At 74.2% G+C, this 23,407-nt stretch carries 18 protein-coding genes and 1 pseudogene; 10 read left to right on the top strand and 9 right to left on the bottom strand.

The features are described from left to right. Positions 1-131: 131 nt before the first annotated feature. Entirely contained in the window at positions 132-2,375 is a 2,244-nt protein-coding gene (locus O7628_RS14160; RefSeq protein ID WP_278130967.1) for a M4 family metallopeptidase, read from the top strand. 2 nt (positions 2,376-2,377) lie between these two features. After that, a complete protein-coding gene (locus O7628_RS14155; protein ID WP_278130966.1) occupies positions 2,378-2,992 on the top strand; it encodes a hypothetical protein in 615 nt (204 codons plus the stop codon). On the opposite strand, the gene O7628_RS14150 is transcribed toward O7628_RS14155, so the two are convergent. Next, the gene (locus O7628_RS14150) at positions 2,982-4,349 is read right to left on the bottom strand and encodes an MFS transporter (protein WP_278130964.1); all 1,368 of its coding nucleotides are present in this window, start codon (positions 4,347-4,349) and stop codon (positions 2,982-2,984) included. The genes O7628_RS14155 and O7628_RS14150 overlap by 11 nt on opposite strands. 53 nt (positions 4,350-4,402) lie before the next feature. Then, positions 4,403-4,984, bottom strand: coding sequence for a winged helix-turn-helix domain-containing protein (locus O7628_RS14145; RefSeq protein WP_278130962.1), 582 nt, complete (start codon positions 4,982-4,984; stop codon positions 4,403-4,405). A 6-nt stretch (positions 4,985-4,990) separates the two neighbouring features. Between O7628_RS14145 and O7628_RS14140 the strand changes: the two genes are divergently transcribed. The 6 genes from O7628_RS14140 (at position 4,991) to O7628_RS14115 (ending at position 13,185) form a co-directional block, all read left to right on the top strand. Further along, positions 4,991-6,517 carry an amidase gene (locus tag O7628_RS14140; protein WP_278130960.1) on the top strand — a complete coding sequence of 509 codons (1,527 nt, stop codon included), beginning with the start codon at positions 4,991-4,993 and terminating at the stop codon, positions 6,515-6,517. Between the two features lie 400 nt (positions 6,518-6,917). Continuing rightward, positions 6,918-8,927 (top strand): AAA family ATPase, encoded by a 2,010-nt coding sequence (locus O7628_RS14135; protein WP_278130957.1) that lies wholly within the window; start codon positions 6,918-6,920, stop codon positions 8,925-8,927. A 124-nt stretch (positions 8,928-9,051) separates the two neighbouring features. Beyond that, a complete protein-coding gene (locus O7628_RS14130; protein ID WP_278130955.1) occupies positions 9,052-10,380 on the top strand; it encodes a serine hydrolase domain-containing protein in 1,329 nt (442 codons plus the stop codon). 93 nt (positions 10,381-10,473) lie between these two features. Continuing rightward, positions 10,474-11,418, top strand: a complete 945-nt coding sequence (locus O7628_RS14125; RefSeq protein ID WP_278130953.1) for an ABC transporter ATP-binding protein — start codon at positions 10,474-10,476, stop codon at positions 11,416-11,418. A gap of 13 nt (positions 11,419-11,431) precedes the next feature. Continuing rightward, positions 11,432-12,169 carry an ABC transporter permease gene (locus tag O7628_RS14120; RefSeq protein ID WP_278130951.1) on the top strand — a complete coding sequence of 246 codons (738 nt, stop codon included), beginning with the start codon at positions 11,432-11,434 and terminating at the stop codon, positions 12,167-12,169. A 209-nt stretch (positions 12,170-12,378) separates the two neighbouring features. Further along, positions 12,379-13,185: a VOC family protein gene (locus O7628_RS14115; RefSeq protein ID WP_278130949.1), complete on the top strand. Its 807-nt coding sequence runs from the start codon at positions 12,379-12,381 to the stop codon at positions 13,183-13,185. A 123-nt stretch (positions 13,186-13,308) separates the two neighbouring features. On the opposite strand, the gene O7628_RS14110 is transcribed toward O7628_RS14115, so the two are convergent. The 4 genes and pseudogenes from O7628_RS14110 to O7628_RS14095 all read right to left on the bottom strand — a co-directional run. Further along, positions 13,309-14,067: an ABC transporter ATP-binding protein gene (locus O7628_RS14110; protein ID WP_074475463.1), complete on the bottom strand. Its 759-nt coding sequence runs from the start codon at positions 14,065-14,067 to the stop codon at positions 13,309-13,311. A 74-nt stretch (positions 14,068-14,141) separates the two neighbouring features. Then, positions 14,142-15,224, bottom strand: a complete 1,083-nt coding sequence (locus O7628_RS14105; protein ID WP_278130947.1) for an iron ABC transporter permease — start codon at positions 15,222-15,224, stop codon at positions 14,142-14,144. A 165-nt stretch (positions 15,225-15,389) separates the two neighbouring features. Further along, entirely contained in the window at positions 15,390-16,328 is a 939-nt protein-coding gene (locus O7628_RS14100) for an ABC transporter substrate-binding protein (RefSeq protein WP_278130945.1), read from the bottom strand. Between the two features lie 371 nt (positions 16,329-16,699). Continuing rightward, positions 16,700-18,013, bottom strand: a pseudogene (locus O7628_RS14095) (M14 family metallopeptidase); the annotation flags it as partial. A gap of 217 nt (positions 18,014-18,230) precedes the next feature. Here O7628_RS14095 and O7628_RS14090 point away from each other — a divergent pair. Further along, positions 18,231-19,568: a peptidase C39 family protein gene (locus tag O7628_RS14090; RefSeq protein ID WP_278130943.1), complete on the top strand. Its 1,338-nt coding sequence runs from the start codon at positions 18,231-18,233 to the stop codon at positions 19,566-19,568. A 6-nt stretch (positions 19,569-19,574) separates the two neighbouring features. Here O7628_RS14090 and O7628_RS14085 read toward each other — a convergent pair whose 3' ends face one another. The 3 genes from O7628_RS14085 to mqnE all read right to left on the bottom strand — a co-directional run bounded on the left by O7628_RS14085 (position 19,575) and on the right by mqnE (position 21,539). Then, positions 19,575-19,841 carry a DUF4229 domain-containing protein gene (locus O7628_RS14085; protein ID WP_278130941.1) on the bottom strand — a complete coding sequence of 89 codons (267 nt, stop codon included), beginning with the start codon at positions 19,839-19,841 and terminating at the stop codon, positions 19,575-19,577. A gap of 71 nt (positions 19,842-19,912) precedes the next feature. Beyond that, entirely contained in the window at positions 19,913-20,347 is a 435-nt protein-coding gene (locus tag O7628_RS14080) for a hypothetical protein (protein ID WP_074475469.1), read from the bottom strand. 22 nt (positions 20,348-20,369) lie between these two features. Continuing rightward, entirely contained in the window at positions 20,370-21,539 is a 1,170-nt protein-coding gene (gene mqnE, locus O7628_RS14075; protein ID WP_178062951.1) for an aminofutalosine synthase MqnE, read from the bottom strand. A gap of 240 nt (positions 21,540-21,779) precedes the next feature. Between mqnE and O7628_RS14070 the strand changes: the two genes are divergently transcribed. Next, the gene (locus tag O7628_RS14070; RefSeq protein ID WP_278130938.1) at positions 21,780-23,258 is read left to right on the top strand and encodes a C40 family peptidase; all 1,479 of its coding nucleotides are present in this window, start codon (positions 21,780-21,782) and stop codon (positions 23,256-23,258) included. The last annotated feature ends 149 nt before the right edge of the window (positions 23,259-23,407 follow it).

Raw genomic sequence — 23,407 nt, 5'->3', positions numbered from 1 at the left:
CGGTCATACCACCGCCGGGATGGACAAGTCGGTATGTTTATCCATCGATGACCGTATTCCCAGTCCGTCCCCGGCGGACGAGGATCTCGCTATCGACAGATGCGAGTGCATCTCGTATTGGGGAGGTCATCTTGAGATCAGCCCTGGCGCTGGCCGGCGTCACCATGCTGGTCGGCAGCGGCCTCGTGGTCACCACCACGAGCGCGTCCGCCGCCCCGCCATCCACCCCGGGACCGGCGCTGGTCGCCGCCGCCGACACCGCCCTGAAGGAGCACTCCCGGGCCGTCAGGTCCTCGGCGAAGGACCGCTACACGGTGCACAGCAGCAAGCGGGACGCCGAGGGCCGGGGCGTGGTCCGCTACACCCGCACCTACGACGGGCTCCGCGTCTACGGCGGGGACGTCGTCATCCGCACCGAGGCCGACGGCGACTACGCGGGGAGTTCGGTCGGCCTGGCCGCCCCGCTGAGCCTCGCCACCACCCCGAAGATCAGCGCCGCGAAGGCCCGCAAGGCCGCGGTCGCCGGGTTCTCCGGCAGGGTCACCGGCACCGGCCCGGCGGAGCTGTTCGTCGACGCCAGCAGCGGAACCGGGCGGCTCGCCTGGGAGACGGTGGTGACCGGCTGGGCCCCGGACGGCCAGACCCCCGCCAGGCTGCACGTGATCAGTGACGCGCTGACCGGCGCCCGGATCGGCTCCTTCGACGAGATCGAGTCCGTCGTCGGCACCGGCAACAGCATCTACGCCGGCCCGGTCTCGATCGACACCACCCTGTCCGGTTCGACGTACAGCATGATCGACCCGACCCGGGGCAACGGGCGCACCTGCGACATGAACAACGGCACCTCGACCTGCACCACCTTCACCGACGCCGACAACGTGTGGGGCACCGGCGCGACCTCGAACCGGCAGTCCGCCGCGGTCGACGCGCACTTCGGCGCGGCCACGACCTTCGACTACTTCACCGAGGTGCACGGCCGCAACGGCATCTTCGGCAACGGCACCGGCGTGCCGAGCCGGGTGCACTACGGCAACGCGTACGTCAACGCTTTCTGGGACGGCGCGCAGATGACCTACGGCGACGGCGCGGGCAACGCCCGGCCGCTGGTCGCCCTCGACGTCGCCGGCCACGAGATGTCCCACGGCGTCACCGAGAACGTGGTCCCCGGCGGCCTGACCTACTCGGGCGAGTCCGGCGGCCTGAACGAGGCCACCAGCGACATCTTCGGCAACATGGTGGAGTTCTACGCCAACACCCCGGTCGACCCGGGCGACTACCAGGTCGGCGAAAAGATCAACATCAACGGCAACGGCACCCCGCTGCGCTACATGTACGACCCGACGCTGGACGGCAAGTCGCACGGCTGCTGGTCGACCGGCACCAACAGCCTCGACGTGCACTACTCCTCGGGCGTGGCCAACCACTTCTTCTTCAACCTGGCCGAGGGCTCCGGCGTCACCCCCTACGGCACCTCGCCGCTGTGCGGGTCGGCCCCGCCGGTGACCGGGATCGGCCGGGAGAAGGCGGAGAAGATCTGGTTCCGGGCGCTCGACGCGTACTTCGTGTCGAACACCCGCTACGTGAACACCGCGCAGCCGACCAACACCGCGCGCCTGCACAGCCTGTCGGCCGCCACCGACCTGTACGGCCTGTGCAGCACCGAGTACAAGGCGGTGATGGCCGCCTGGACGTCGGTGAACGTCACCGGCACCGAGTCGTGCGCGGCCAACGACTTCACCGTCTCGGCCACCCCGGCGGCGCTGACCCTGGACCCGGGCACCTCGGGCACCGCCACGGTCGCCACCACGGTCGTCCGGGGCACCGCCGAGCAGGTCACCTTCTCGACCGGCCCGCTGCCGGCCGGGGTGAGCGTGTCGTTCGCGCCGTCGTCGGTCACCGCCGGCGGGTCGACCACGGTCACGGTCACCGCCGCCGCCACCGCCGGCAGCGGCACGGTGGCGATCACGCTGGTGGGCACCTCCCCCTCGGTCGCCCGGACCACCACGCTGAGCCTCACGGTGAACGGGCTGCCGGGCTGCTCCGGCACGAACGGCACCGACGTCGCGATCGCCGACAACACGACGGTGGAGAGCGCCATCGTGATCAGCGGCTGCGCGGCGACCCCCTCGACCGCGAGCAAGGTCGAGGTGCACATCGTGCACACCTACATCGGTGACCTGGTGGTCAGCCTGGTCGCGCCGGACGGCAGCGCGTACGTGCTGCACAACCGCTCCGGCGGTGGCACCGACAACATCGACCAGACGTACACCGTGAACCTCTCCTCGGAGGTGGCGAACGGGAGCTGGCGGCTGCGGGTCCAGGACGCGGCGAGCCTCGACACCGGTTACCTCAACAGTTGGAGCCTGAACCTCTGACCGTGACGACGCGGGAGCGGGCCACCCGGGTTTCCGGGTGGCCCGTTCCGTGGGCCGACACCGGGGCGCGGCAGGAGCCGGGCGGGCCGGCGGCCGTGGTCACCGCCGGCACCGGCCGCCGGGCGTCCGCCGCCGGCCACTACCCTGACGCGATGCGCTACCAAGAGGTCGAGAAGGCCATCCAGCAGCTGATCGACGCCGCCGGCGAGGACGAACTGCACGCCTTCGGCTTGGCGACCATCACCCGCCTGACCACCGCCGACCTGGTGGACGAGGCCGACGAGGAGGACCTCGACGAGGACGCCCGGGCGGCGCTGGCCACCGCCCTGGAGACCGTCACCACGGCCGGCGCGGCCGAACTGCGCGCCCTCCTGGACCGCATCGACGAGGGCACCCTCGCCGACGGCGACATGGACCCCGGCCTGCTGATCGTCCTCACCGCGCTCGAACACTGGACCACCTACCTGGAGGAGCACCGGCGCGGCGAACTGTACGAGCTCGCCATCCGCTCCCTGGAGGAGGTCGACTACCGGGTCTCGGCCGAGCTCGACGACTTCCTGGCCGATCCGGAGATGGCCGCCGAGTACGCGCGGATCCGGCAGTCGCTCACGGCTTAGCACCCGCCGCGCGGGCCGCCCCGCGCCGCTGCCCCGGGCCGTCCGCGGCCCGGTCGGCGCGGGCCGCGCGGAGGACCGGGACGGCGAAGGCGGCCACCGCGAGCAACCCCACGGTGCCGCACGCCGCCACCAGCGGCCGGGGGTCGGCCAGGTCGAGCAGCAGGCCGCCGACCGCGAGACCGACCATGCCCGCGCCCTGCACGGCCGCGCCGAGCACGGCGTACGCCCGGCCGCGCGCCGCCTCGGGCACCCGGCGGGCCAGCAGCACGTTGCTGACGACGTTGTTGCCGCCGTTGAGCAGCCCGCCGAGCAGCCAGATCGGCACCAGCAACCAGGCGGACGGCACGGCGGCGGAGACCAGCACCGCGAGGCAGCACCCGCCGAGCAGGAGCAGCCCCACGCCGAGCAGCCGACCGTCGTCGGTGAGCCGGCGGGTCAGCGGGGCGAGTGCCCACGCCCCGGCCACGATGCCCAGCGGCCAGGCCCCGGTGACGAGCCCGTAGACGGTGGTGGAGCTGCCCAGCGTCTCCCGGATGAAGAACACCTCGATCACGTTGATCGCCCCGACCGCGCCGACCACCCCGGCGAGCGAGGCCACCATGGCGAACAGCAGCCGGTCGGGGCGCAGCCGCCAGCCCCGGGCCGGCCCGTCGGGGGCCGGCGTCGGGTGGGCGTCGGCGGCCGGGCGCGGCTTGGCGGTCGGTTGGGGCTTGACGGCCGGGCGGGGCTTGGCGGTCGGTTGGGGCTTGGTGGCCGGGCGGGGCTTGGTGGTGGCCGGGCGGGCGCCGCCCCGACGGGTGCGGATCAGCAGGCCGGCGGCCACCAGGGCGAGGTAGCTGACGGCGTCCAGCAGCAGCGGCACGCGGGTGCCGAACTGCCCCACCAGCAGCCCGGCCAGCGCCGGGCCGGCCAGCGCGCCGAGCGTGCCGGCCGTCTGGTTCAGCGCGCTGGCCCGGGGCAGGTCCCCGGGCGTGACCATCGCCGGGACGAGGGCGGCGAGCACCGGCTGGGTGACCGCGAGCCCGGCGGCCAGCAGCGCCACCAAGGCGATCACCAGGGCCGGGTGTCCGGCGTACGCGAGGGCGAGGCAGATCGCCGCCTGGACCACGCCGGCCGCGACGAGCAGGGTGCGGGAGTCCACCCGGTCGGCGAGCCGGCCGGTCAGCGGGGCGAGGGCGACGAGCGGCAGGCTGGCGGCGATCAGCAGCCCCGCCACGGCCGGGCCGCCGGCCCCGGCGGACTGGAGGGCGAGGGTGAGCGTGCTCGCGGCCAGGAAGTCGCCGCAGCTGGAGATGCCCCGGGCGGCAGTGGCGAGCCAGACGTCGGGCCAGCGCGACCGACCAGATGCGAAGGACATACTTCGAAAATAATCCTTCACACCCGGTGTGGGCAATCCCCGTCGCCGCCCGTTCAGTCCACGGGCACCGACCGGTACTGGATGGCCACGGAACGCGCCCCGGCCGGCGGATCGGTCCGCAGCCGACGCCGGTAGGGTGCCAGCAGATCCTGGACCGCCTCGTTGAGCGCCGACAGCTCCTCGGCGGTGAGCAGCAGCACGGTGTCGCTGAACGACCCGGCGCGATACCACTCCGTCGGCTCCCCGGCCATCCGGCGGAACCACTCCCGGGTGCGCTGCGCGTCCCGGGCCAGGTGCGCCTCCACGAGAGCCAGCTCGGCGGCCCGCGCCTCGGAACCGGCCTCCTGCCCCGCCTCCACGTCGTACGACGGGCTGAACGCCCGCCACACCCGCTCCCGGGCGTCCCCCCGGCTCGGGGCCTGCTCGATCAGGCCGAACTTCGCCAGCTCGCGCAGGTGGTAGCTGGTCGCGCTCGGCGACAGGCCGGCGATCTCCGCGCACTCGGTGGCGGTGGCCCCCGACTGGATCGAGGCGAGATGTTCCATGATCGCGAGCCGCGCCGGGTGGGCCAAGGCGCGCATCACCTGCGGATCGCTGATCGTCACCCGCTGCCGCTCGGGCGGTGCCTCGCTCATGCCCCCATGATCCCGCCCGCCACCCGCGCCTGCCATCGGCCCCGCCGCTACGCTCGACGGCGGCACCTCGACGGCGGCGCGGAGCGCGACCGCCGGCACGGCGACGAGCGAGGCCCCGTGATGGACACCGCCACCCCCGGCGACCCAGTCGCCCCCGGCGGTCCCGCCACACCGGGCAGCCCGGCCCACTCCGACGGCCCCGCCGCGCCCGGCAGCGCGGCCTGCTCCAACGGTGCCCCCGTGCCCGGCGGCCCTGCCTCCTCCGCTGATCCCGCCGCACCCCGGAGCGCCGTCGAGATCGCCGAGCTGGTCAACGCCGGCCGGCTCCGCCCGGTCGACGTCGTCGAGGCGGCCCTGGCCCGCATCGGCTCCGCCGACGGCACGCTGCGGGCCTTCCGCGAGACCTGGCCGGAGCGGGCCCGGCACGCCGCCCGCGAGTTGGAGCGCGCCCTCGCCGCCGGACCGCTGCCGCTGGCCGGCGTGCCGCTGGGCGTCAAGGCCACCGAGGGGGTCGACTCGCTCCAGGCCCGCCGGCTCGTCGCCGCCGGCTGCATCCCGGTCGGGGCCACCGCCGTACCCCGGGGCACGCCGTGGCAGACGTGGGGCCACACCGACCGGGGCCCCACCGCCAACCCCTGGCGCGCCGACCGTACGCCCGGCGGGTCGTCGGCCGGGTCGGCGGCCGCCGTCGCCGCCGGGCTCGTGCCCCTCGCCACCGGCAACGACGGGGCCGGCTCGGTGCGCATCCCCGCCGCCTGGTGCGGCGTCGTCGGCATCAAGATCACCAACGGGCTGCTGCCCGCCTCCGACGCCGCCGGGCTCAACGCGCCGGGCCCGCTGGCGCGTACGGTCGCCGATGCCGCCGCCTATCTCGACGCCCTTCTCGGCACCCGCCTCGCCGGCCAGGCTCGCGGCGGCCTCCGCGCAGCCGTCGGCCGGCACGACCTCGACCCTGCCGGCGGCGGGCCGCTGCGGGCGGTCTGGTCGACCACGCTCGGCCACGCCGAGGTCGACCCCGCCGTCGCGGGGCCCGCCCGTGCCGCCGCCGGCCGGCTCGCCGACGCGGGCCTCCTCCGATGGGTCGCGCACGACCTGACGCTCGCCGACCCCGCGCCCGCCTGGCGGGCCCTGCGAGCGCCCGACGACCGGGCCGCCGCCGCGCGCCTGCGGGCCGGCAACGACGCGCGCCTGGCGCGGCTCTTCGCCGTCGCCGACCTGCTGCTCACCCCCACCACCCCCGACCCGGCGCACGGCCACGCCGGGCCGGGCGACCGGATGAGCGTGGCGCTGACCTGGGCGTTCAACCTCAGTGGACACCCCACCGCAAGCGTCCCGGCCGGGTTCGCCCCCGACGGCACCCCGGTCGGCCTCCAGATCGTCGCCCGCCACCGCCACGAACACCTGCTAGTCCACACGGCCGCCGCCCTGGAGGCGCTGCGACCCTGGCCGGATGCTCAGGTCAGAGGAATCGTCAGGGGGTGGCGGCTCAGCCGGGGCGCAGGTTGGCGGCCCGACGGCCGGGCTGGACGATGACGCGACGCGCTGGCGGGTTCACCTTTCGGCGCGTTGTTCCTGCTCTGCGCCGAGGGCCTGACCGAGGCCGCCGAGAAAGGGCACATTCGTGCTCGCCCCCGCGAAACGACCCACCCCACCCCCACCCCACCCCCACCCCGAGCCCAGCGATCAAGAGGTTTGCGTCATCGCAGAGATCGACTCTGACGCTTTTCTCTTGATCACCGGGCTCGGGGTGGGGTGGGTGGGTGGGGTGGGTGGTGGGTGGGTAAAGCGGCTGAGCCGAGTGGGTGGGGAGGAGTAGGCTGTTTTCCCCGCCGACGGCCGAGGTGTCGAGCACCGCAGCGGACGTCCCCGCGCCGGCCATCGTTGCCGGAAACGCGAGCGGCAGTGTTGTCCCCCGCGCCGAGGAGTAGGTCGGATGACCCCGCACGCCCCCATGTCCCTGGACACCGAGCTGGCCGCCGAACGGGCCCACCTGGACGCGTCCCGCGCCGCGCTGACCCGCATGCGCGAACGCACCGAGGCCCTCTTCGCCACCGGCCACAACGTCGCCGGTGACGCGTACACGGCGGAGACCCTGGGGCGCACCCTGTCCCGCCGCGTCGCCGAGCTGGCCGACCAGCCCGACACCCCGCTGTTCTTCGGGCGGCTCACGTTCGGCGACGAGGAGCACCACATCGGCCGCCGGCACGTCACCGACGATCTCGGCGAGCCCATGGTGCTCGACTGGCGGGCCCCGATCTCCCGGTCGTTCTACCGGGCCAGCGCCCGCGACCCGCAGGGCGTGACCGTGCGCCGCCGCTTCGGCTTCAGCGCCGGGGCGCTGACCAGCTTCGAGGACGAACACCTGGACCGGGGCGAGGAGCTGGGCACCGCCAGCCGCATCCTCACCGCCGAGATCGAGCGCCCCCGCGTCGGCCCGATGCGCGACATCGTCGCCACCATCCAGCCGGAGCAGGACGAACTGGTCCGCGCCGATCTGGCCGCCTCGATCTGCGTCCAGGGGGCGCCCGGCACCGGGAAGACGGCCGTCGGCCTGCACCGGGCGGCGTACCTGCTCTATCTGCACCGGGAGCGGCTGCGCCGGTCCGGGGTGCTGATCGTGGGGCCGAACCGGGCGTTCCTGTCCTACATCGCGGCGGTGCTGCCGGCGCTCGGCGAGGTCGAGGTCGAGCAGGCGACCGTGGAGGACCTGATCGCCCGGGTACCGGTGCGGGCGGTGGAGGACCCGACCCAGGCGGCGCTCAAGCACGACGCGCGGATGGCCGAGGTGCTGCGGCGGGCCGTCGAGGCCCGGATCGCCGCCCCGACCGAGCCGATCATGGTCTCCGACGGCTCGTTCCGCTGGCGGATCGGCCTCGACCCGCTGCATCGAGTGGTCGAGGAGACCCGCCGGGAGGGGCTGCCGTACGCCACCGGCCGGGAACGGGTCCGGGCCCGGGTGGTGGGCCTGCTGCAACGCCAGGCCGAGGCCCGCCGGGCCGAGTCGCCCGGCGACGCCTGGCTGCGCCGGATGGGCAGGTGCCGTCCCGTCGCCGACTTCCTGGACGCGGTCTGGCCGGCGCTCACCCCGGAGGGGCTGGTGCACGGGCTGCTCGCCGACCCGACGGCGCTCGCCGCGGCCGCCGACGGCGTCCTCACCGGGGCCGAGCAGGCGCTGCTGACCTGGGCGAAGCCGCCGCGCACCCCGAAGGCGACGAAGTGGACGGCCGCCGACGCGGTGCTCGTCGACGAGGCCGCCGGGCTGCTGGAGCGCCCCGCCGGCTTCGGGCACGTGGTGGTCGACGAGGCGCAGGACCTCTCCCCCATGCAGTGCCGAGCCATCGCCCGGCGCAGCGAGCACGGGTCGATCACGCTGCTCGGCGACCTGGCGCAGGGCACCGCCCCGTGGGCCGCCCGCGACTGGCGGGAGTCCCTGGCCCACCTGGGCAAGCCGGACGCGACGGTGGTGCCGCTGAGCGTCGGCTTCCGGGTGCCCGCCGCCGTGGTGGCGTTCGCCAACCGGCTGCTGCCGGCGCTCGCGGTGGACGTACCCCCGGCGGAGTCGCTGCGCCGCGACGGCGAGCTGGACGTGCGTACGGTGGATGACCTGGTGGCGGCGACGGTGGACGAGGTGCGGGCGGCGCTGGCCCACGACGGCTCGGTCGGGGTGATCGCCGCCGACGACGCGGTCGGCGCACTGCGGGAGGCGCTGGCCGCCGGCGGGATCGACACCGCGACCGCCGACGACGTGGCGGCCTCGGCGCGGGTCACGGTGGTCCCGGCGACGCTGGTCAAGGGCCTGGAGTACGACCACGTGGTCACCGTGGAGCCGGCGGCGATCGTGGCGGCCGAGCCGCGCGGGCTGCACCGGCTGTACGTGGTGCTGACCCGGGCGGTCTCCCGCCTGACGGTGCTGCACACCGCCCCGCTCCCCGCCCCGCTGTAAGGAAGGGCCCCCTGTTAACGCATACGGTCGAGAAGGGTCCCCTTCTTACCGCCGAGACACCATCGGTGGGGTGGGTTGTGGCGGTCGGTGATGATGGGTGCACCTCGTCCGCCTGGGAGGCAGCATGCACCTGTCACGCCGCGATCTCCTGCTCGCCGGGGCCGGCACCGCGCTGGCGGCCACGCCCCTGCTGGCCGCCGCCCCGGCGACGGCCGCACCCGCCGGGGCCGCCACGCCCGCCGGGCCGGCCGCAGCCGACGGATCGGGCGCGGCCACCGGGTCGGGAGCGGCGGCGGGGCGGCTGCCGGCGGACGCGCTCGACGCCGGGATCGGCGCGATCACCGACACCGGCATGGTGGGGGCGTTCGCCGAGGCCCGCGACGGCCGGGACCGGTGGCGCGGCGCGAGCGGCGTCGCCGACCTCGACACCGGCCGGTCGATGCGGCCCGGCTTCCAGCACCGGGTCGGCAGCATCACGAAGACGTTCGTCGCCGCCACGCTGCTGCGCCTGGCCGGCGAGGGCCGGGTGGCGCTGGACGCCCCGCTCGGCCACTATCTCCCGCAGTACGCCGTGCCCGGGGTCACCGTCGCGATGCTGCTCAACCACACCAGCGGCATCGGCGACTACGACACCGTGCTGTTCACCAGCGGCTACGACGTCGAGCGGCTCCGGTTCACCACGTTCCCCCCGGACCAGCTCGCCCGGATCGGGCTCGGCGAGCCCCGCACCGGGGCGCCGGGGGCGGGGTTCGCGTACTCGAACACCAACTACATCCTCGCCGGCCTGGTCGTCGAGCGGGTGACCGGCCGCAGCGCGGCCGACGAGGTGCACCGGCGGGTCATCCGGCCGCTGGGGCTGCGCCAGACGTACTTCCCGGGGCGGCGCACCCGGATCGCCGGGCCGCACAGCAAGGCGTACCTGCCCTGGTACGACGGCCAGCTCCGCGACTTCAGCGTGGCGAACATGTCGTGGGCGTGGACGGCCGGCGCGCTGGTCTCCACGGCGGAGGACCTCAACCGGTTCTTCCGCGCGCTGCTCGGGGGCCGGCTGCTGCGCCCGGCCGAGCTGGCCCGGATGCGGACCACCGTGCCGCTGGACCCGGCGCAGCCGGAGGCCGGCGGGTACGGCCTCGGCCTGCTGTGGCTGGCGCTGCCCGGCGGCCGGTTCTGGGGGCACGACGGGGTGGTCTTCGGGCACGCCACGATCTCGCTGCACGCCCCCGACGGCTCCCGCCAGGTGACGCTCGGCACGAACGTCACACACTACCAGGTGCCCGGCCAGCCCGACCCGATCGGGGCCGCCACCGGCGCGTTCCTGGTCACCGCCCTGTCCGGTCCGGCCGCCGCCCGGTCCCGGGGCGCGACCGGGGAACTCCCGGCGACCCCGACCCCGGCCCCGGGCGGCCCGGCGCTGGTCCGGCCCGCTCCGGCGCTGGTCCGGCCGCCCCGCTGAGCCGGGGCCGGTCCGACCGACCGCTGAGCCGGGGCCGGTCCGACCGACCGCTGCGCCCGCGCTGGTCCGACCGACCGCTGAGAAGGAGCGTTCATGATCCTCGCCCGCGCCGACCAGGCCACCCGCCGGTACGGCGACGTGCTCGCCCTCGACCGGGTCGACCTCGACGTGCGCGCGGGTGAGCTGGTCGGCCTGCTCGGGCCGAACGGCGCCGGCAAGAGCACCCTGCTCAACCTGCTCGTCGGGCTGCGCCGGCCCACCGCCGGCCGGGTCGAGCTGTTCGGCGGCGACCCCCGCGACCCCGCTCACCGCCTGGCGGTCGGCGTCACCCCGCAGGAGACCGGCCTGCCGGCCACCCTCCGGGTCGGCGAGGTGGTCGACTTCGTCGCCGCGCACTACCCGGACCCGGTCCCCCGGGGCGAGCTGCTCGACCGGTTCGGCCTCGCCGACCAGGTACGCCGGCAGACCGGCGGGCTCTCCGGCGGCCAGCGCCGGCGGCTGGCCGTGGCGCTCGCCTTCGTCGGGCGGCCCCGGCTGGTGCTCCTCGACGAGCCGACCACCGGGCTGGACGTCGAGGCCCGGCACACGCTGTGGGAGGCGATCCGCGGCTTCCACGCCGACGGCGGCACGGTGCTGCTGAGCAGTCACTACCTGGAGGAGGTGGAGGCGCTGGCGCACCGGGTGGTGGTGATCGGGCAGGGGCGGGTGCTGGCCGACGACAGCACGGCGGCGATCCGCTCGGTGGTCGGCGTACGCCGGGTCAGCCTGGTCGCGGGCGACCTGCCCGACCTGCCGGGCGTGGTCCGGGTCGAGCGGGTCGACGACCGCACCCACCTGCTCACCAGCGACTCCGACCGGCTGGTCCGGGAGCTGGTGACCAGCGGGGTGGCCTTCCGCGACCTGGAGGTGCGCCCCACCTCGCTGGAGGAGGCGTTCCTGGCCATCACCTCCCCCGGCGGGCACGGGCCAGCCACCCCCGGAGGACACGGGCCAGCCACCCGGGGTGGGCAGGGCACCGCCACCCCGACCGCCGCGTGAGGAGACCGCCCCCGTGAGACTCGCCCTCGTGCACGCCCGCTACCAGCTGTTGCAGACGCTCCGCATCCCGGTGGCGGTCTTCGGCAGCGCCTTCTTCCCGGCCGTGGCGATGCTCTTCTTCGTGGTCCCGTTCGCCGGGGACGACCCGACGGGCGCCACCTACGCCACCGCCGCGATGGTCACGTTCGCGGTGATGAGCGCCAACATCTTCCAGTACGGCGTGGGCGTGGCCGAGGACCGCGACCAGCCCTGGAACCCGTACACCCGGACCCTGCCGGCCGGGGCGGCGCCGGCCTTCGCCGGACGGGTGCTCGCGGGCCTGGCGCTGACCTTCCTCTCCCTGCTCCCGGTGGTGGTGATCGCGGCGCTGTTCACCGACGCCCGGATCAGCCCCGGGGCGTTCGGCCTGGCCGTGGCCGTGGTCGGGCTGATCTCCGTGCCGTTCACGCTGATGGGGCTCGCCATCGGGTACGCGCTGCCGAGCAAGGCGGCGATCGTGGTCGCGCAGATCGTCTTCTTCCCGCTGGCGTTCGGCGGCGGGCTGCTCTCCGCCCCGGACGCCGCGCCCGCCTTCGTCAGGGCGATCGCGCCGTACCTGCCGACGCGGGGCGCGGTCGAGCTGATGTGGGCGGCGGTCGGCGACTGGCGTCCCGCGCCGGTGTCGGTGCTGATGCTCGGCGTCTGGGTGGTGGCGCTGGCGGCGCTCGCCGGCTGGGCGTACCGGCGCGACGAGGGCCGCCGCTTCCGCTGAGACGCCCGGTCAGGTGGCCGGCGAGCGCCCGTGGGCGCGGGTCGGGGCCGGCGGCCCTGTAACGGACGGGGCCGGCGGTCGCCGGCAAGGGACCGGGCCCGCCGCCCGGCCGGGGCGTTTCGTCCCGTTCCCGCCCGTTCCATCGGGTGACGGTGCCAGGATGCGGGCAGGGCGTCCCGCCGGGCCGCCACCTGTGGAGGGAGGGCAGCGTGAGCAGCGTCCCGCCGCCGCCGGGCACGCCGTGCTGGGCCGACCTGGCCACCCCGGGCCTGGCGGACGCCCGGCGCTTCTACCCGGAGCTGTTCGGCTGGACCACCCGGATCGCCCCGCAGCCGGAGGCCGCCGGCTACACCACCTTCCTGCTCGGCGGGCGCGCGGTGGCCGGGGCCGGGCCGCCGGCCGCGCCCGACCAGGTGCCGATCTGGTCGACGTACGTGGCGACCGACCATGCGGACCTCGTCACGACCCGGGTCGAGGCGGCCGGGGGGCAGGTGCTGGTCGGTCCGTTCGACGTGTTCGACCAGGGGCGGATGGCGGTCTTCGCCGACCCGGCCGGCGCGGTGTTCAGCGTCTGGCAGCCGATGGCCCACCCCGGGGCGGAGCTGTTCGACACCCCCGGTGCGATGAGCTGGAACGAGCTGGTCACGCCCGACCCGGAAGGCGCGAAGGTCTTCTACGAGCTGGTCTTCGGCTGGCGTCCGGAGGAGCAGCCGGCGGGCCCGGTCCCGCCGGAGACGGGCGGGACCACCCGCCCCTCCTACACCGGCTGGCGGTGCGGCGAACGGATCGTCGGCGGGATGATGCCGCCGCTGGCCGACGACTTCCCGGCCGACCTGCCGGCGTACTGGACGGTGTACTTCGCCGTGGCCGACGCCGACGACGCCGCCGCCCGCGCCACCGGGCTGGGCGGTTCCGTCCTGGTGCCGCCGCACGACACCCCGCAGGGCCGCCTCGCCGCGCTGCGCGACCCGCAGGGCGCGCTGTTCTCCGTGATCACCCGGCCCGCGCGCGGCTGACGGCCGGCGGCTCCGCAAGGCGGGCGGCTCCGTTCCGGCGGGCGGCTGCGCAAGGCGGGCGGCTTTGATTGCAGGGGCCCCTTCCTATACAGAATGCGTTAACAGGGGGCCCTTCCTTACACCTCAGCGGGGGCGGACCGGGACCACCAGGGGGCCGTGCTCGCCGGGCAGGACCCGGACCGAGGCGCGGTAGTGCCTCGCCAGCAGGTCCTCGGTGAGCACGTCGCGTGGCGGGCCGGCGGCGGCGACCCGGCCCGCCGCGAGCAGGACCATCCGGTCGGCGTACTCGCCGGCCAGGGAGAGGTCGTGCATGGTGGCGAGGACGGTGAGACCGTGCGCGCGGCGGAGCTGGTCGACCAGTTCGAGCACCTCCTGCTGGTGGCCGATGTCGAGCGCGCTGGTCGGCTCGTCGAGCAGCAGCAGGGTCGCCCCCTGCGCCAGCGCCCGGGCCAGGAAGACCCGCTGCCGCTCGCCGCCGGACAGGGTGGCCAGCTCGCGACGGCCGAAGCCGTCGAGGTCGAGGCGGGTCAGCACGTCCCGCACGGCGGCGAGGTCGGCGGCGGACTCCCGGCCCAACGGGGGGACGTACGGGGTGCGGCCGAGCAGCACGTAGTCGAAGACGGTCATGCCGGCCGGGACGACGGGGGACTGCGCGACGGTGGCCACCACCCGGGCCCGGTCGCGGCGGCGCAGCGCCTCGCTCGGCGTACCGAAGATGCGGATCGCGCCCGGCGCGGGCAGCAGGCCGCCGAGGGCGCGCAGCAGGGTCGACTTGCCGGCGCCGTTCGGGCCGATCACGGTGACCCACTCGCCCCGCTCGACGGTCAGGTCGACGCCGGCCAGGATCGGCGTGCCGTCCAGGCTGACCCGCAGGTCCCGCACCTCGACGGCGGGCGGGGCGCCCGGTGGCGGACCGGCGGGCGGGGAGGCCGATGCGCCCCCGGTCGACGCGGCGGTCACGTCAGCACCCGACGGGCGGTGCGTAGCACCAGGACGAAGAACGGACCGCCGAGCAGCGCGGTGACCACGCCGATGGGCACCTCGGCGGGCGCGGCGGCGGTCCGGGCGACCACGTCGGTCAGCGCCAGGAACGCCCCGCCGAAGAGCAGCGACAGCGGCAGGATCACCCGGTAGCTGGACCCGGCGAGCAGCCGCACGGTGTGCGGGACGATGATCCCGACGAAGCCGATCAGCCCGGACGCGGAGACGGCGGCGGCGGTGCCGAGCGAGGCGGCGGCGATCAGCAGGTAGCGGGAGCGCTGCGGGTGCAGGCCGAGGCTGCGGGCCTCGTCGTCGCCGACGGAGAGGACGTCCAGCTCGCGCCGGTGCAGCAGCACGACGACCGTGGTGAGCAGGAAGTACGGCAGGACCAGCCGGACGTCGTGCCAACCGGCGGTGGCCAGCCGGCCGAGCAACCACGAGTAGACCTGCTGGATGCTGTCGGAGTTGCGCTGGAGCAGGTAGGTCTGCCCGGCGGAGAGGAACGCGGAGACGGCCACCCCGGCCAGGATCAGTGTGGCCGTGGAGCGCCCCCGCCCGCCGGCGACCCCGAGCAGGTACGTCATGGCGACCGCGCCGAGCGAGCCGACGAACGCGGCGAGGGGGACGGTGAGCGGCAGCCCGGTCGGCGCGCCGCCCGCCACGGCTCCGAGGGAGATCACGGCGGTGACGGCGAGGCCGGCGCCGGCCGCCACCCCGAGCAGGTACGGGTCGGCCAGCGGGTTGCGGAACACGCCCTGGTAGCAGCCGCCGGCCAGGGCGAGCAGGCCACCGACGAGCAGCCCGAGCACGACCCGGGGCAGCCGCAGCTCGGTGACGATGGCGATCTCGCGTTCGCTCAGTCCACTGTCGAGGCGTACCCCGGGCAGGAGGTTGAGCAGTTCGGCGGCGACGCTGCCGGGGGGCAGGCTGACCGGGCCGAGCGACACCCCGGCGACGAGCGCGACCAGCACGGCGGCCACCCCCGCGGCCAGCCAGCCGGGCCGCAGCCCGGCCGGCCGGTGCGCGAAGGAGGGGCCCCTTGTTAACGCTTTCTGCATAGCAGGGGCCCCTTCCTAACGCCCCTCAACGCGAGCTGCGAGCCGCTCACCGCGAGCTGCGCGCCGCTCACCGCGAGCCGCGAGCCACGCCGGCAGCGACGGCAGCGGCGGCAGCGGCGGCAGCGACGGATGGGCAGCCGCGCGCCGAGGAGAGCACGCCGAGGGTCACGCCGGCACCTTGGCGACGGCGTCGACGACGGCCCGGAGCAGGTCGACGACCCGGGGGCCCCAGCGCGAGGCGATGTCGTCGTCGAGCGCGACGACCTGGTTGTTCTTGACGGCGGTGACGCCGGCCCAGCCGCTGCGCGCCTTGACGGTCTCGGGGCTCTGCTTGCAGCACTTGGTGTCGGCCAGGAAGACGAAGTCGGGGTTCGCCTTGACGATGATCTCCTGGGAGAGCTGCGGGTACCCGCCGTTCTTGCCGTCGGCGTCGGCGGCGTCGGCGATGTTCTCCAGCCCGGCGAGGGCGTAGATCGAGCCGATGAACGTCTTGCTGGTCGCGCTGTACAGCTCCGGGCCCAGCTCGTGGTAGTAGGTCAGCTTCGCCGACCGCTGCGGCAGGTCCTTGGTGAGCTTGGCGATGTCGTCCTTCATCCGGGTGACGACGTCGGCGGCCTCGTCCGGGTGGCCGGTCAGCGTGCCGAGGTCGGCGAGCTGCCGGTAGGAGTCCTCCAGGGTGGTCGCCGCCGGGGTGACCAGCACCGGGATCTTCAGCGTGGTGAGCTGGTCGACGATCTTGTTGGTGTCGTTGGAGAGCACCACCAGGTCGGGGCTCTTGCCGGCGATCGCCTCGGCGTTGGGCTGGAAGCCGGACAGATCGGTCTTCGGCGCGTCCGGCGGGTAGTTGGACTGGTCGTCGACGGCGGTGACCTGCTTGCCCGCGCCGATGGCGAAGAGCATCTCGGTGGCGGTCGGCGAGAGCGAGACGATCTTCTCGGGCCGCTTGTCGAGCGTGAGCTTGCCGACGGTGGCCGGGAAGGCGGCGGCGGCCGAGCTGCCACCGGGGGCCGGGGCGTCGTCGGAGCTCTTCTCGGCGCACGCACCGAGCGCGAGCGCGGCCACCGCGAGGGTCGCGGCGAAGAGCCGGGGGGTACGTCGGAACACTGGTCCTCCTGTCGGTCGAGGAGCGTGGTGCTTCGCCGACAGGAGCCCGGTGGGTGCCCGTCCGCGAGGCGCCCTTCCTCGAGAGCGCGTGTCGCGACCGTGCCGCAGGCGACCTGGCTCGCCCCACACACGTCGGCGTCGGCCGGCGGGCCGACGCCTGGTCGACGGCGGCCGGGGGCCGACGCCGCGGGTGGGGCATCACAGTTGCGGGACAGCGCCGGATTCGCACCGGCTTCGCTGCGGTTTGGTCGGTGCCACCGTAGCGCACGCCCCGCCGGCACCTCGTTGATCTAGGGACTACGTCTCAGCGTGACGATGCCGACACGGGTGCGGGGCCCCGGGCGGGGCCCCGCACCAACGGGCGGTCAGGAGCAGTACTGCGCCTGCTTGTTGATGACCCGGTACGGGCAGTCGGCGTACTCGGAGAGCAGCAGGACCGCCTCCTTGTTGCGCGACGTCTGGGCCGGGATGACCTCGTCGGGCGGGTAGAAGCCGCCGCCGGCGCCGGACGAGCCGGGGTACATCTCGAAGGTGTACGCCCAGATGCCGTGCGTCGCCCACATCCAGTCGAGGCTGTCGCCGTCGGTGATGTAGAGGTCGCTGGACTGCTCGGGGGTGTAGCCGTTGGTGGCGGCCATCCGCTGACCGAGGGTGGCGAAGGTGTTGTACTGGTCCGCCGTCATGCCGGTGGTGGTGTTCGCCGTCGTGTAGCCGAAGGGCCAGAGCACGAGCTGCGAGTACGTGTGCCAGTCGATGTTGGCCTTGATCTGCTGGACCCCGCCGACGACCCGGCTGTTGACGAAGTCACGCAGCGCCTTCGTCTCGGGGGCGGAGAAGGCGGACGGCCCGCGGTAGGTCGACGACGACGGCACGCCGGACGACCCGCCGCAGCAGCCCCAGTTGTAGCCCCAGTTGCGGTTCAGGTCGGTGCCGACCGCGGCCGCGCCGCTGTTGGGCTGCCGGTTCTTGCGCCAGGACCGGTACGAGCCGGTGGCGATGTCGTACTCGCTGCCGTCGGGGTTGACGGTGGGGACGATCCAGATCTCCCGGCTGTTGACGATGCTGGTGATCCGGGAGTCGCTGCCGTAGCTGTCGGTGAACAGGTCGAGCAGGTAGATCGCCATCTCGACGGTCAGGTGCTCGCGGGCGTGCTGCTGCGAGTTGAACAGGATCTCCGGCTCGGCCTCGTCGGTGGCCACGTTGTCGGAGATCTTCACGGCCATCAGGTCGCGGCCCTCGTACGACTTGCCGATGCTGATCTTGCGGGCGATGGTCGGGTGGTCGGCGACCACCTTGTTCACCACCGTGGTCAGCTCGGCGTAGTCGTGGTAGTTGGAGTCGGCCGACGGGAAGCCGGTCGTGCCGACGCCGTCGGAGTGGACGGGGGCCGCCTGCTTCTCCACCTGGTAGCCGAGTCGCCGGATCGCCGCCGCCTCGGCGTCGGTCGCCGTGACGTGCAGGATGCCGTGCTCGGCGGCGTCGACGGCGGCGCCGGTGCGGGCGACGGCGTTGCGGGCGGCCAGGGTGCGCACGCCGAGCACGTCGTACTCGGCGGCGACCGGCTCGGCGGCGGGCTCCGGGGCGGGGCGCGCGGAGACCGGCCCGGTGGCGACGGTGAGGCCCAGGCCGGCGGCGGTGGCGAGCACCAGTGCGCGACGCAGGCGGGTCGAGGTGCGGAAGGCCATGGACAACCTCCTGGGGGTACGGGGATATCCCGTCTCGTGGTCAACACTTCACCACTTGTCACATGGTCAGATCAATATCTTTCACTATGTGATCCATCCCGACCGCATCCTCACTCCGGCAAGGAGTTTCCTGACGCGAACATCTGGCGAAACTTCCCGACGGGCGGGATAGTGACCGGCAAGCATGCCCCGACCCGCCTCACCCCGCGGAGATCAGATGGCCAGCACAGCCCTACGCGCGCTCGCGCTCACCGGCGTCGCCGCGCTCGCCCTCGCCGGCACGGCCGTTCCCGCCCACGCCGGCCGCCACCGCCCGCCCGTCGAACACGACGAGCAGATCACGTTCCAGGAGTGGTCCCGCCACCCCGACTGGCGTACCGGCACCCACCGGGGCACCCGGGCCGTGCCCGGCCACCGCGCCGGGATCACCATCGGCCGGCCCGCCGGGACGACCGAGTTCACCGACGAGCACGCCGGCACCACCGGCACCTGGGAGTACGCCACCTGGACCTCGCCGGCCACCCGGATCGGCTTCGACGCCACCGAGCTGGTCGCCTCGTGGAACGCCGACACCCCGGCGGGCACCTGGCTCCAGGTCGAGCTCCAGGGCACGTACAACACCGGCGACCGGACCCCCTGGTACGTCATGGGCCGGTGGGCCTCCGGCGACGCCGACATCAAGCGGGCCACCCTCGACGGTCAGGGCGACCCGTGGTCGAGCGTGTGGACGGACACGTTCGCCATCGACGACGCCGACGCCGGGGTGCTGCTGCGGTCGTACCAGCTTCGGCTCAGCCTCTACCGCAGGCCCGGCCAGACGGCCTCGCCCCGGGTCCGGATGCTCGGCGCAATGAGCTCGAACGTGCCGGACCGGTTCACCGTCACGCCGAGCCGGGGCGGCATCGCCTGGGGGAGGGAGCTGCCCGTTCCGGCCCACTCCCAGATGATCCACAAGGGCAACTACCCCGAGTGGGGCGGCGGCGGGCAGGTCTGGTGCAGCCCCACGTCGACCACGATGGTGCTGGAATACCACGGCCGGGGCCCGTCGGCCGAGGACCTGGCCTGGGTCACCCCCGGCTACACCGACCCGCAGGTCGCCCACGCCGCCCGGATGACCTGGGACTACGAGTACGAGGGCGCGGGGAACTGGCCGTTCAACACCGCGTACGCCGCGAGCTTCCCCGACATCGACGCCCGGGTGACCCGGCTGCACTCCCTCGACGAGCTGGAACGCTTCGTCGCCGCCGGCCTGCCCGTCATCACCTCGCAGTCCTTCCTGGACACCGAGCTGGACGGGTCGAACTACGGCACCTCCGGGCACCTCTTCGTGGTCGTCGGCTTCACCGCCGACGGCGACGTGATCGTCAACGACCCGGCGTCGTCGTCGAACGCCGAGGTACGCAACGTCTACCGGCGGGAGCAGTTCGAGCAGATCTGGCTGCGCACCAAGCGCTACCGCGCCGACGGGACGGTGGCCAGCGGCTCGGGCGGCATCGCGTACCTGATCAAGCCGGCGGACCAGCCGTGGCCGGTGGTGCCGGGCTCGACCAACTGATAGCCGTCAGCTCTTGTCGACGGGCTGCTCGTCGTCGCCGGCCAGGGCGGAGCGCAACCGCTCCTTCTCGGCCCGGCGGCGCTCGGCGGCCCCGGCCATCTCCCCGGCCATCTCGTCCCGCCAGCCCCGCAGCAGGAAGAACGAGAGCGCGGCGGAGAACGCCAACGCCAGCATGAGCTTCAGGAAGATGTTCAGGTCGACCGGCCAGAGCGCCGCGACGACCACCACGAACAGACCGATCCGGCCCAGCGTGTACTTGACCGCCGCGCTCACGTCGCACTCCGTTCTCCGCCGGCGGGGCCGGCCGTAGGATTCGCCCCGGCTGGCCCCGCCGGGCGGGGGTTTCAGCCCGTCCGGCGGGCCAGCCAGTGCACCCCGGGAAACCAGACCACCGCGTAGACCACGGTAAAGGCCGCCGCGCCGAGCCCGCCGCCCAGCAGCGGCGGCAGCCCGTCGGCCAGGCCCGCCACCACCAGGCCGGCGACCACGGCCAGCCCGGCCGCCGCCAGCGCGGCCACCACCCGGGCCGCGCCGAACTCCCAGGCCCGGAAGTCCTCCCAGTAGAGCCAGGCCGGCAGGATGATCGCCAGCCAGCCGTTGGCCCGGCCGAAGTCGCCCGCGCCCACCGTGGCGAAGCCCCAGTCGAACAGCAGCAGGGCGAGCAGGCCGATCACCAGACCGGCGAGGCTGATGCCCAGCAGGTCACCGAGGGCGACGATCCGCCCGTCGGCGTCCCGCCGCGGGAACCCGCCCTGACCCTGCCGGCTCGACTCGCTCATGACCCACCAGGGTACGGGCTGCTCAGGCCCACACCTGCTGCGGCTCGGACCGGCGCTCCGCCAGCGACGGGGGCCCGTCGTACTCGCGGACGATCTCGTAGCGGGTGTTGCGCTCGACCGGGCGGAAGCCCGCGTCCCAGATCAGGTGCAGCAGGTCGTCGCGGTGCATGGTGTTCGGGGTGCCGTACGAGTCGGCGTCGTGGGTGATCTTGTATTCCACGACGGAGCCGTCCAGGTCGTCCACGCCGAAGTTCAGCGAGAGCTGGGCCACCGACAGGCCGTGCATCACCCAGAAACACTTCACGTGCGGGACGTTGTCGAACAGCAGCCGGGAGACCGCGAACGTCTTCAGCGACTCGGCCGGCGAGGCCATCGTGGTCCGCGCCTGGATCCGGTTACGGATCTTGCCGTCCGCCGAGTCCACGAAGTCGTGCTGGTAGCGCAGCGGGATGAAGACCTGGAAGCCGCCCGTCTCGTCCTGCAACTCGCGCAGCCGCAGCACGTGGTCGACGCGGTGCCGGGGCTCCTCGATGTGGCCGTAGAGCATCGTCGACGGGGTCTTCATGCCCTTCGAGTGGGCCAGCCGGTGGATCCGCGACCAGTCCTCCCAGTGGCAGGCGTGGTCGACGATGTGCTGGCGGACCTCCCAGTCGAAGATCTCCGCGCCGCCGCCGGTCAGCGACTCCAGGCCGGCGTCCATCAGCTCGTCGAGGATCTCGTCGGCGCCCAGGCCGCTGATCTTCTCGAACCACTGCACCTCGGTCGCGGTGAACGCCTTCAGGTTGACCTTCGGCAGCGCCGCCTTCAGCTCGCGCAGCACCTTCGGGTAGTAGCGCCAGGGCAGCGTCGGGTGCAGGCCGTTGACGATGTGCAGCTCGGTGAGCTGCTCGTCCTCCATCTCCTTGGCCTTACGGACCGCCTCGTCGATGCGCATCGTGTACGCGTCCTTCTCGCCCGGCTTGCGCTGGAACGAGCAGTACGCGCAGGAGGCGCTGCACACGTTGGTCAGGTTGAGGTGCCGGTTGACGTTGAACATCACCCGGTCGCCGTTGAGCTCCGTGCGCCGGTGGTGCGCCAGGCGGCCCAGCCAGGTCAGGTCGTCGCTGTCGTAGAGGGCGATCCCGTCCTCTCGGGTCAACCGTTCGCCCGCGTACACCTTCTCTTCGAGCTCGCGCTTGAGTCCGGCGTCCATCGAAAGCCACGTCCCTTCCACCTGCGGTCCCGTCGAGCCTACGTCGGGTCGTCGACCCGCCGCCGGTCCGGTCGGCCCCAGCGACGTACCTCACCGGACTCTCAGCCGCTCGTGACCTGTTACGCCATCGACATCACTGCCCGGGTGCGGTAAGACAGGGTGGGGCGCGCCACATTCGGGGCCGCCCCCGCCGTCGCGCCACCCGAGCGCGGCGCCCACCCACGCCGGACGGGGAGCGGAATGGTGCAGAGCACGCGACGACAGCGACGGCAGCGACGGAGGGCGCCCCTGTTCTCGCCGGTGCTCCGGCCAGCGCTGTGGTCCGCCCTGCTCAGCGCCGTGGCCACGGCCGCGCTCGCCACCCCCGCGTACGCCGAACCGCCGCTGCCCAACGTCGTGCCCGACACCGGTTCCCGCCCTGTCGCCGTCGGCGGGCTCCCGGTGCCCGGCCTGAACGGCCCGACCGTCCCCGGTGCCGGCGCGCCGGTGACGCCGCTCGGCACCGGCCCGCTCGCCGCCGCCATCGCGGCCGCCGAGGCCCAGGTCGGCCTCCTCGGTGACCAACTGCTCGGGCTGCGCCAGACCCGCACCGAGGCGGAGGGCCAGCTCGCCGCCGCCGACCGGGACCTGAAGGCGGCCCGCGACGCCCTGGCCCGCGCCCAGGAGGGCGCCGACGCCGCCGCGGCCGGCGCGCTCAAGGCCGCCGCCGCGCTGCCGCCCGGCGAGTTCGCCGAGGACCTGCACGGGCTCAACATGCTCCAGCAGATCACCCGCGGCGAGGAGGCGGAGGGGGCGACGACCGCCGCGGCCGGCGAGCTGACCCGCGCCCGCGCCGCCGAGCAGGTCGCCTACCAGGCATGGCTCGCCGCCGACACCCGGGTGCGTTCGGTCCGGGACCAGTACGCCGCCGTGGAGAAGTCGCTCCGCGAGCAGGAGAAGAAGCTGCTCAAGCTGCGCAAGGACAACGCGGCGCAGATCATCGAGCTGGAGCGCCAGCAGGAGGCCCTGGAGCAGCAGCTCGGCGCGGGCTACGTCGACGGGCAGAGCAGCAACGGCCTCACCGCGAGCCCGACCGCGCTGGCCGCCGTCCGCTACGCCCTGGCCCAGCTCGGCGACCCGTACGTCTGGGCCGCCGAGGGCCCGGACGCCTTCGACTGCTCCGGGCTGATGTGGGCCGCCTACCGGTCGGCCGGCTACAACCAGCTGCCCCGGGTCTCCCGCGACCAGTACTACGCGACCCGGGGCCGCACGGTGAGCCGCAGCGCGCTGCTCCCCGGCGACCTGCTGTTCTTCGCCTCCGGCAGCAGTTGGACGACGATCCACCACGTCGCGATGTACATCGGCAACGGCAAGATGGTGCAGTCCCCCACCACGGGCCAGACGGTGAAGATCAGCACGGTGGGATGGTCCCGGCTCTACGCCGCGACCCGCGTGGTCGGCGCGGTGCCCGCCCCGACCCCGACCCCTACCCCGGCTCCGACCACTCCCAAGCCCACCGCCACCCCCAAGCCGACGAAGACTCCGACGCCGAAGCCGACCACCCCGACGCCGAAGCCCACGACGCCGACGCCGAAGCCGACCACGGCGAGCCCGACGCCGACGCCGACGCCGAGCCCGTCGGACACCCCGTCCCCGTCACCGGCGCCGACCACCCAGGCCAGCAGCCCGGCACCGGAGGACAGCGCCTCGCCGGACGCCTCGGCGAGCGTGGCCGGCTGACCATCCGTCCGCTCCGGCTGTGCTGCCGGGCGGGAATGTGGCACCGTGACACCCATACACTTCCGGCCCGACGCCTCGGGCCGGAGGCGAGCGTGGGCACGGAGGACGACCATGGGCGAGCAAGAGGTTCCGGCGGGAACGACCGACCC

The sequence above is a fragment of the Micromonospora sp. WMMD956 genome (assembly GCF_029626125.1).
In the GTDB taxonomy this organism is placed as follows: Bacteria; Actinomycetota; Actinomycetes; order Mycobacteriales; family Micromonosporaceae; genus Micromonospora; species Micromonospora carbonacea.
Note: the sequence above shows the minus strand (reverse complement) of the source record. Positions and strands in the feature narration are given on the sequence as shown.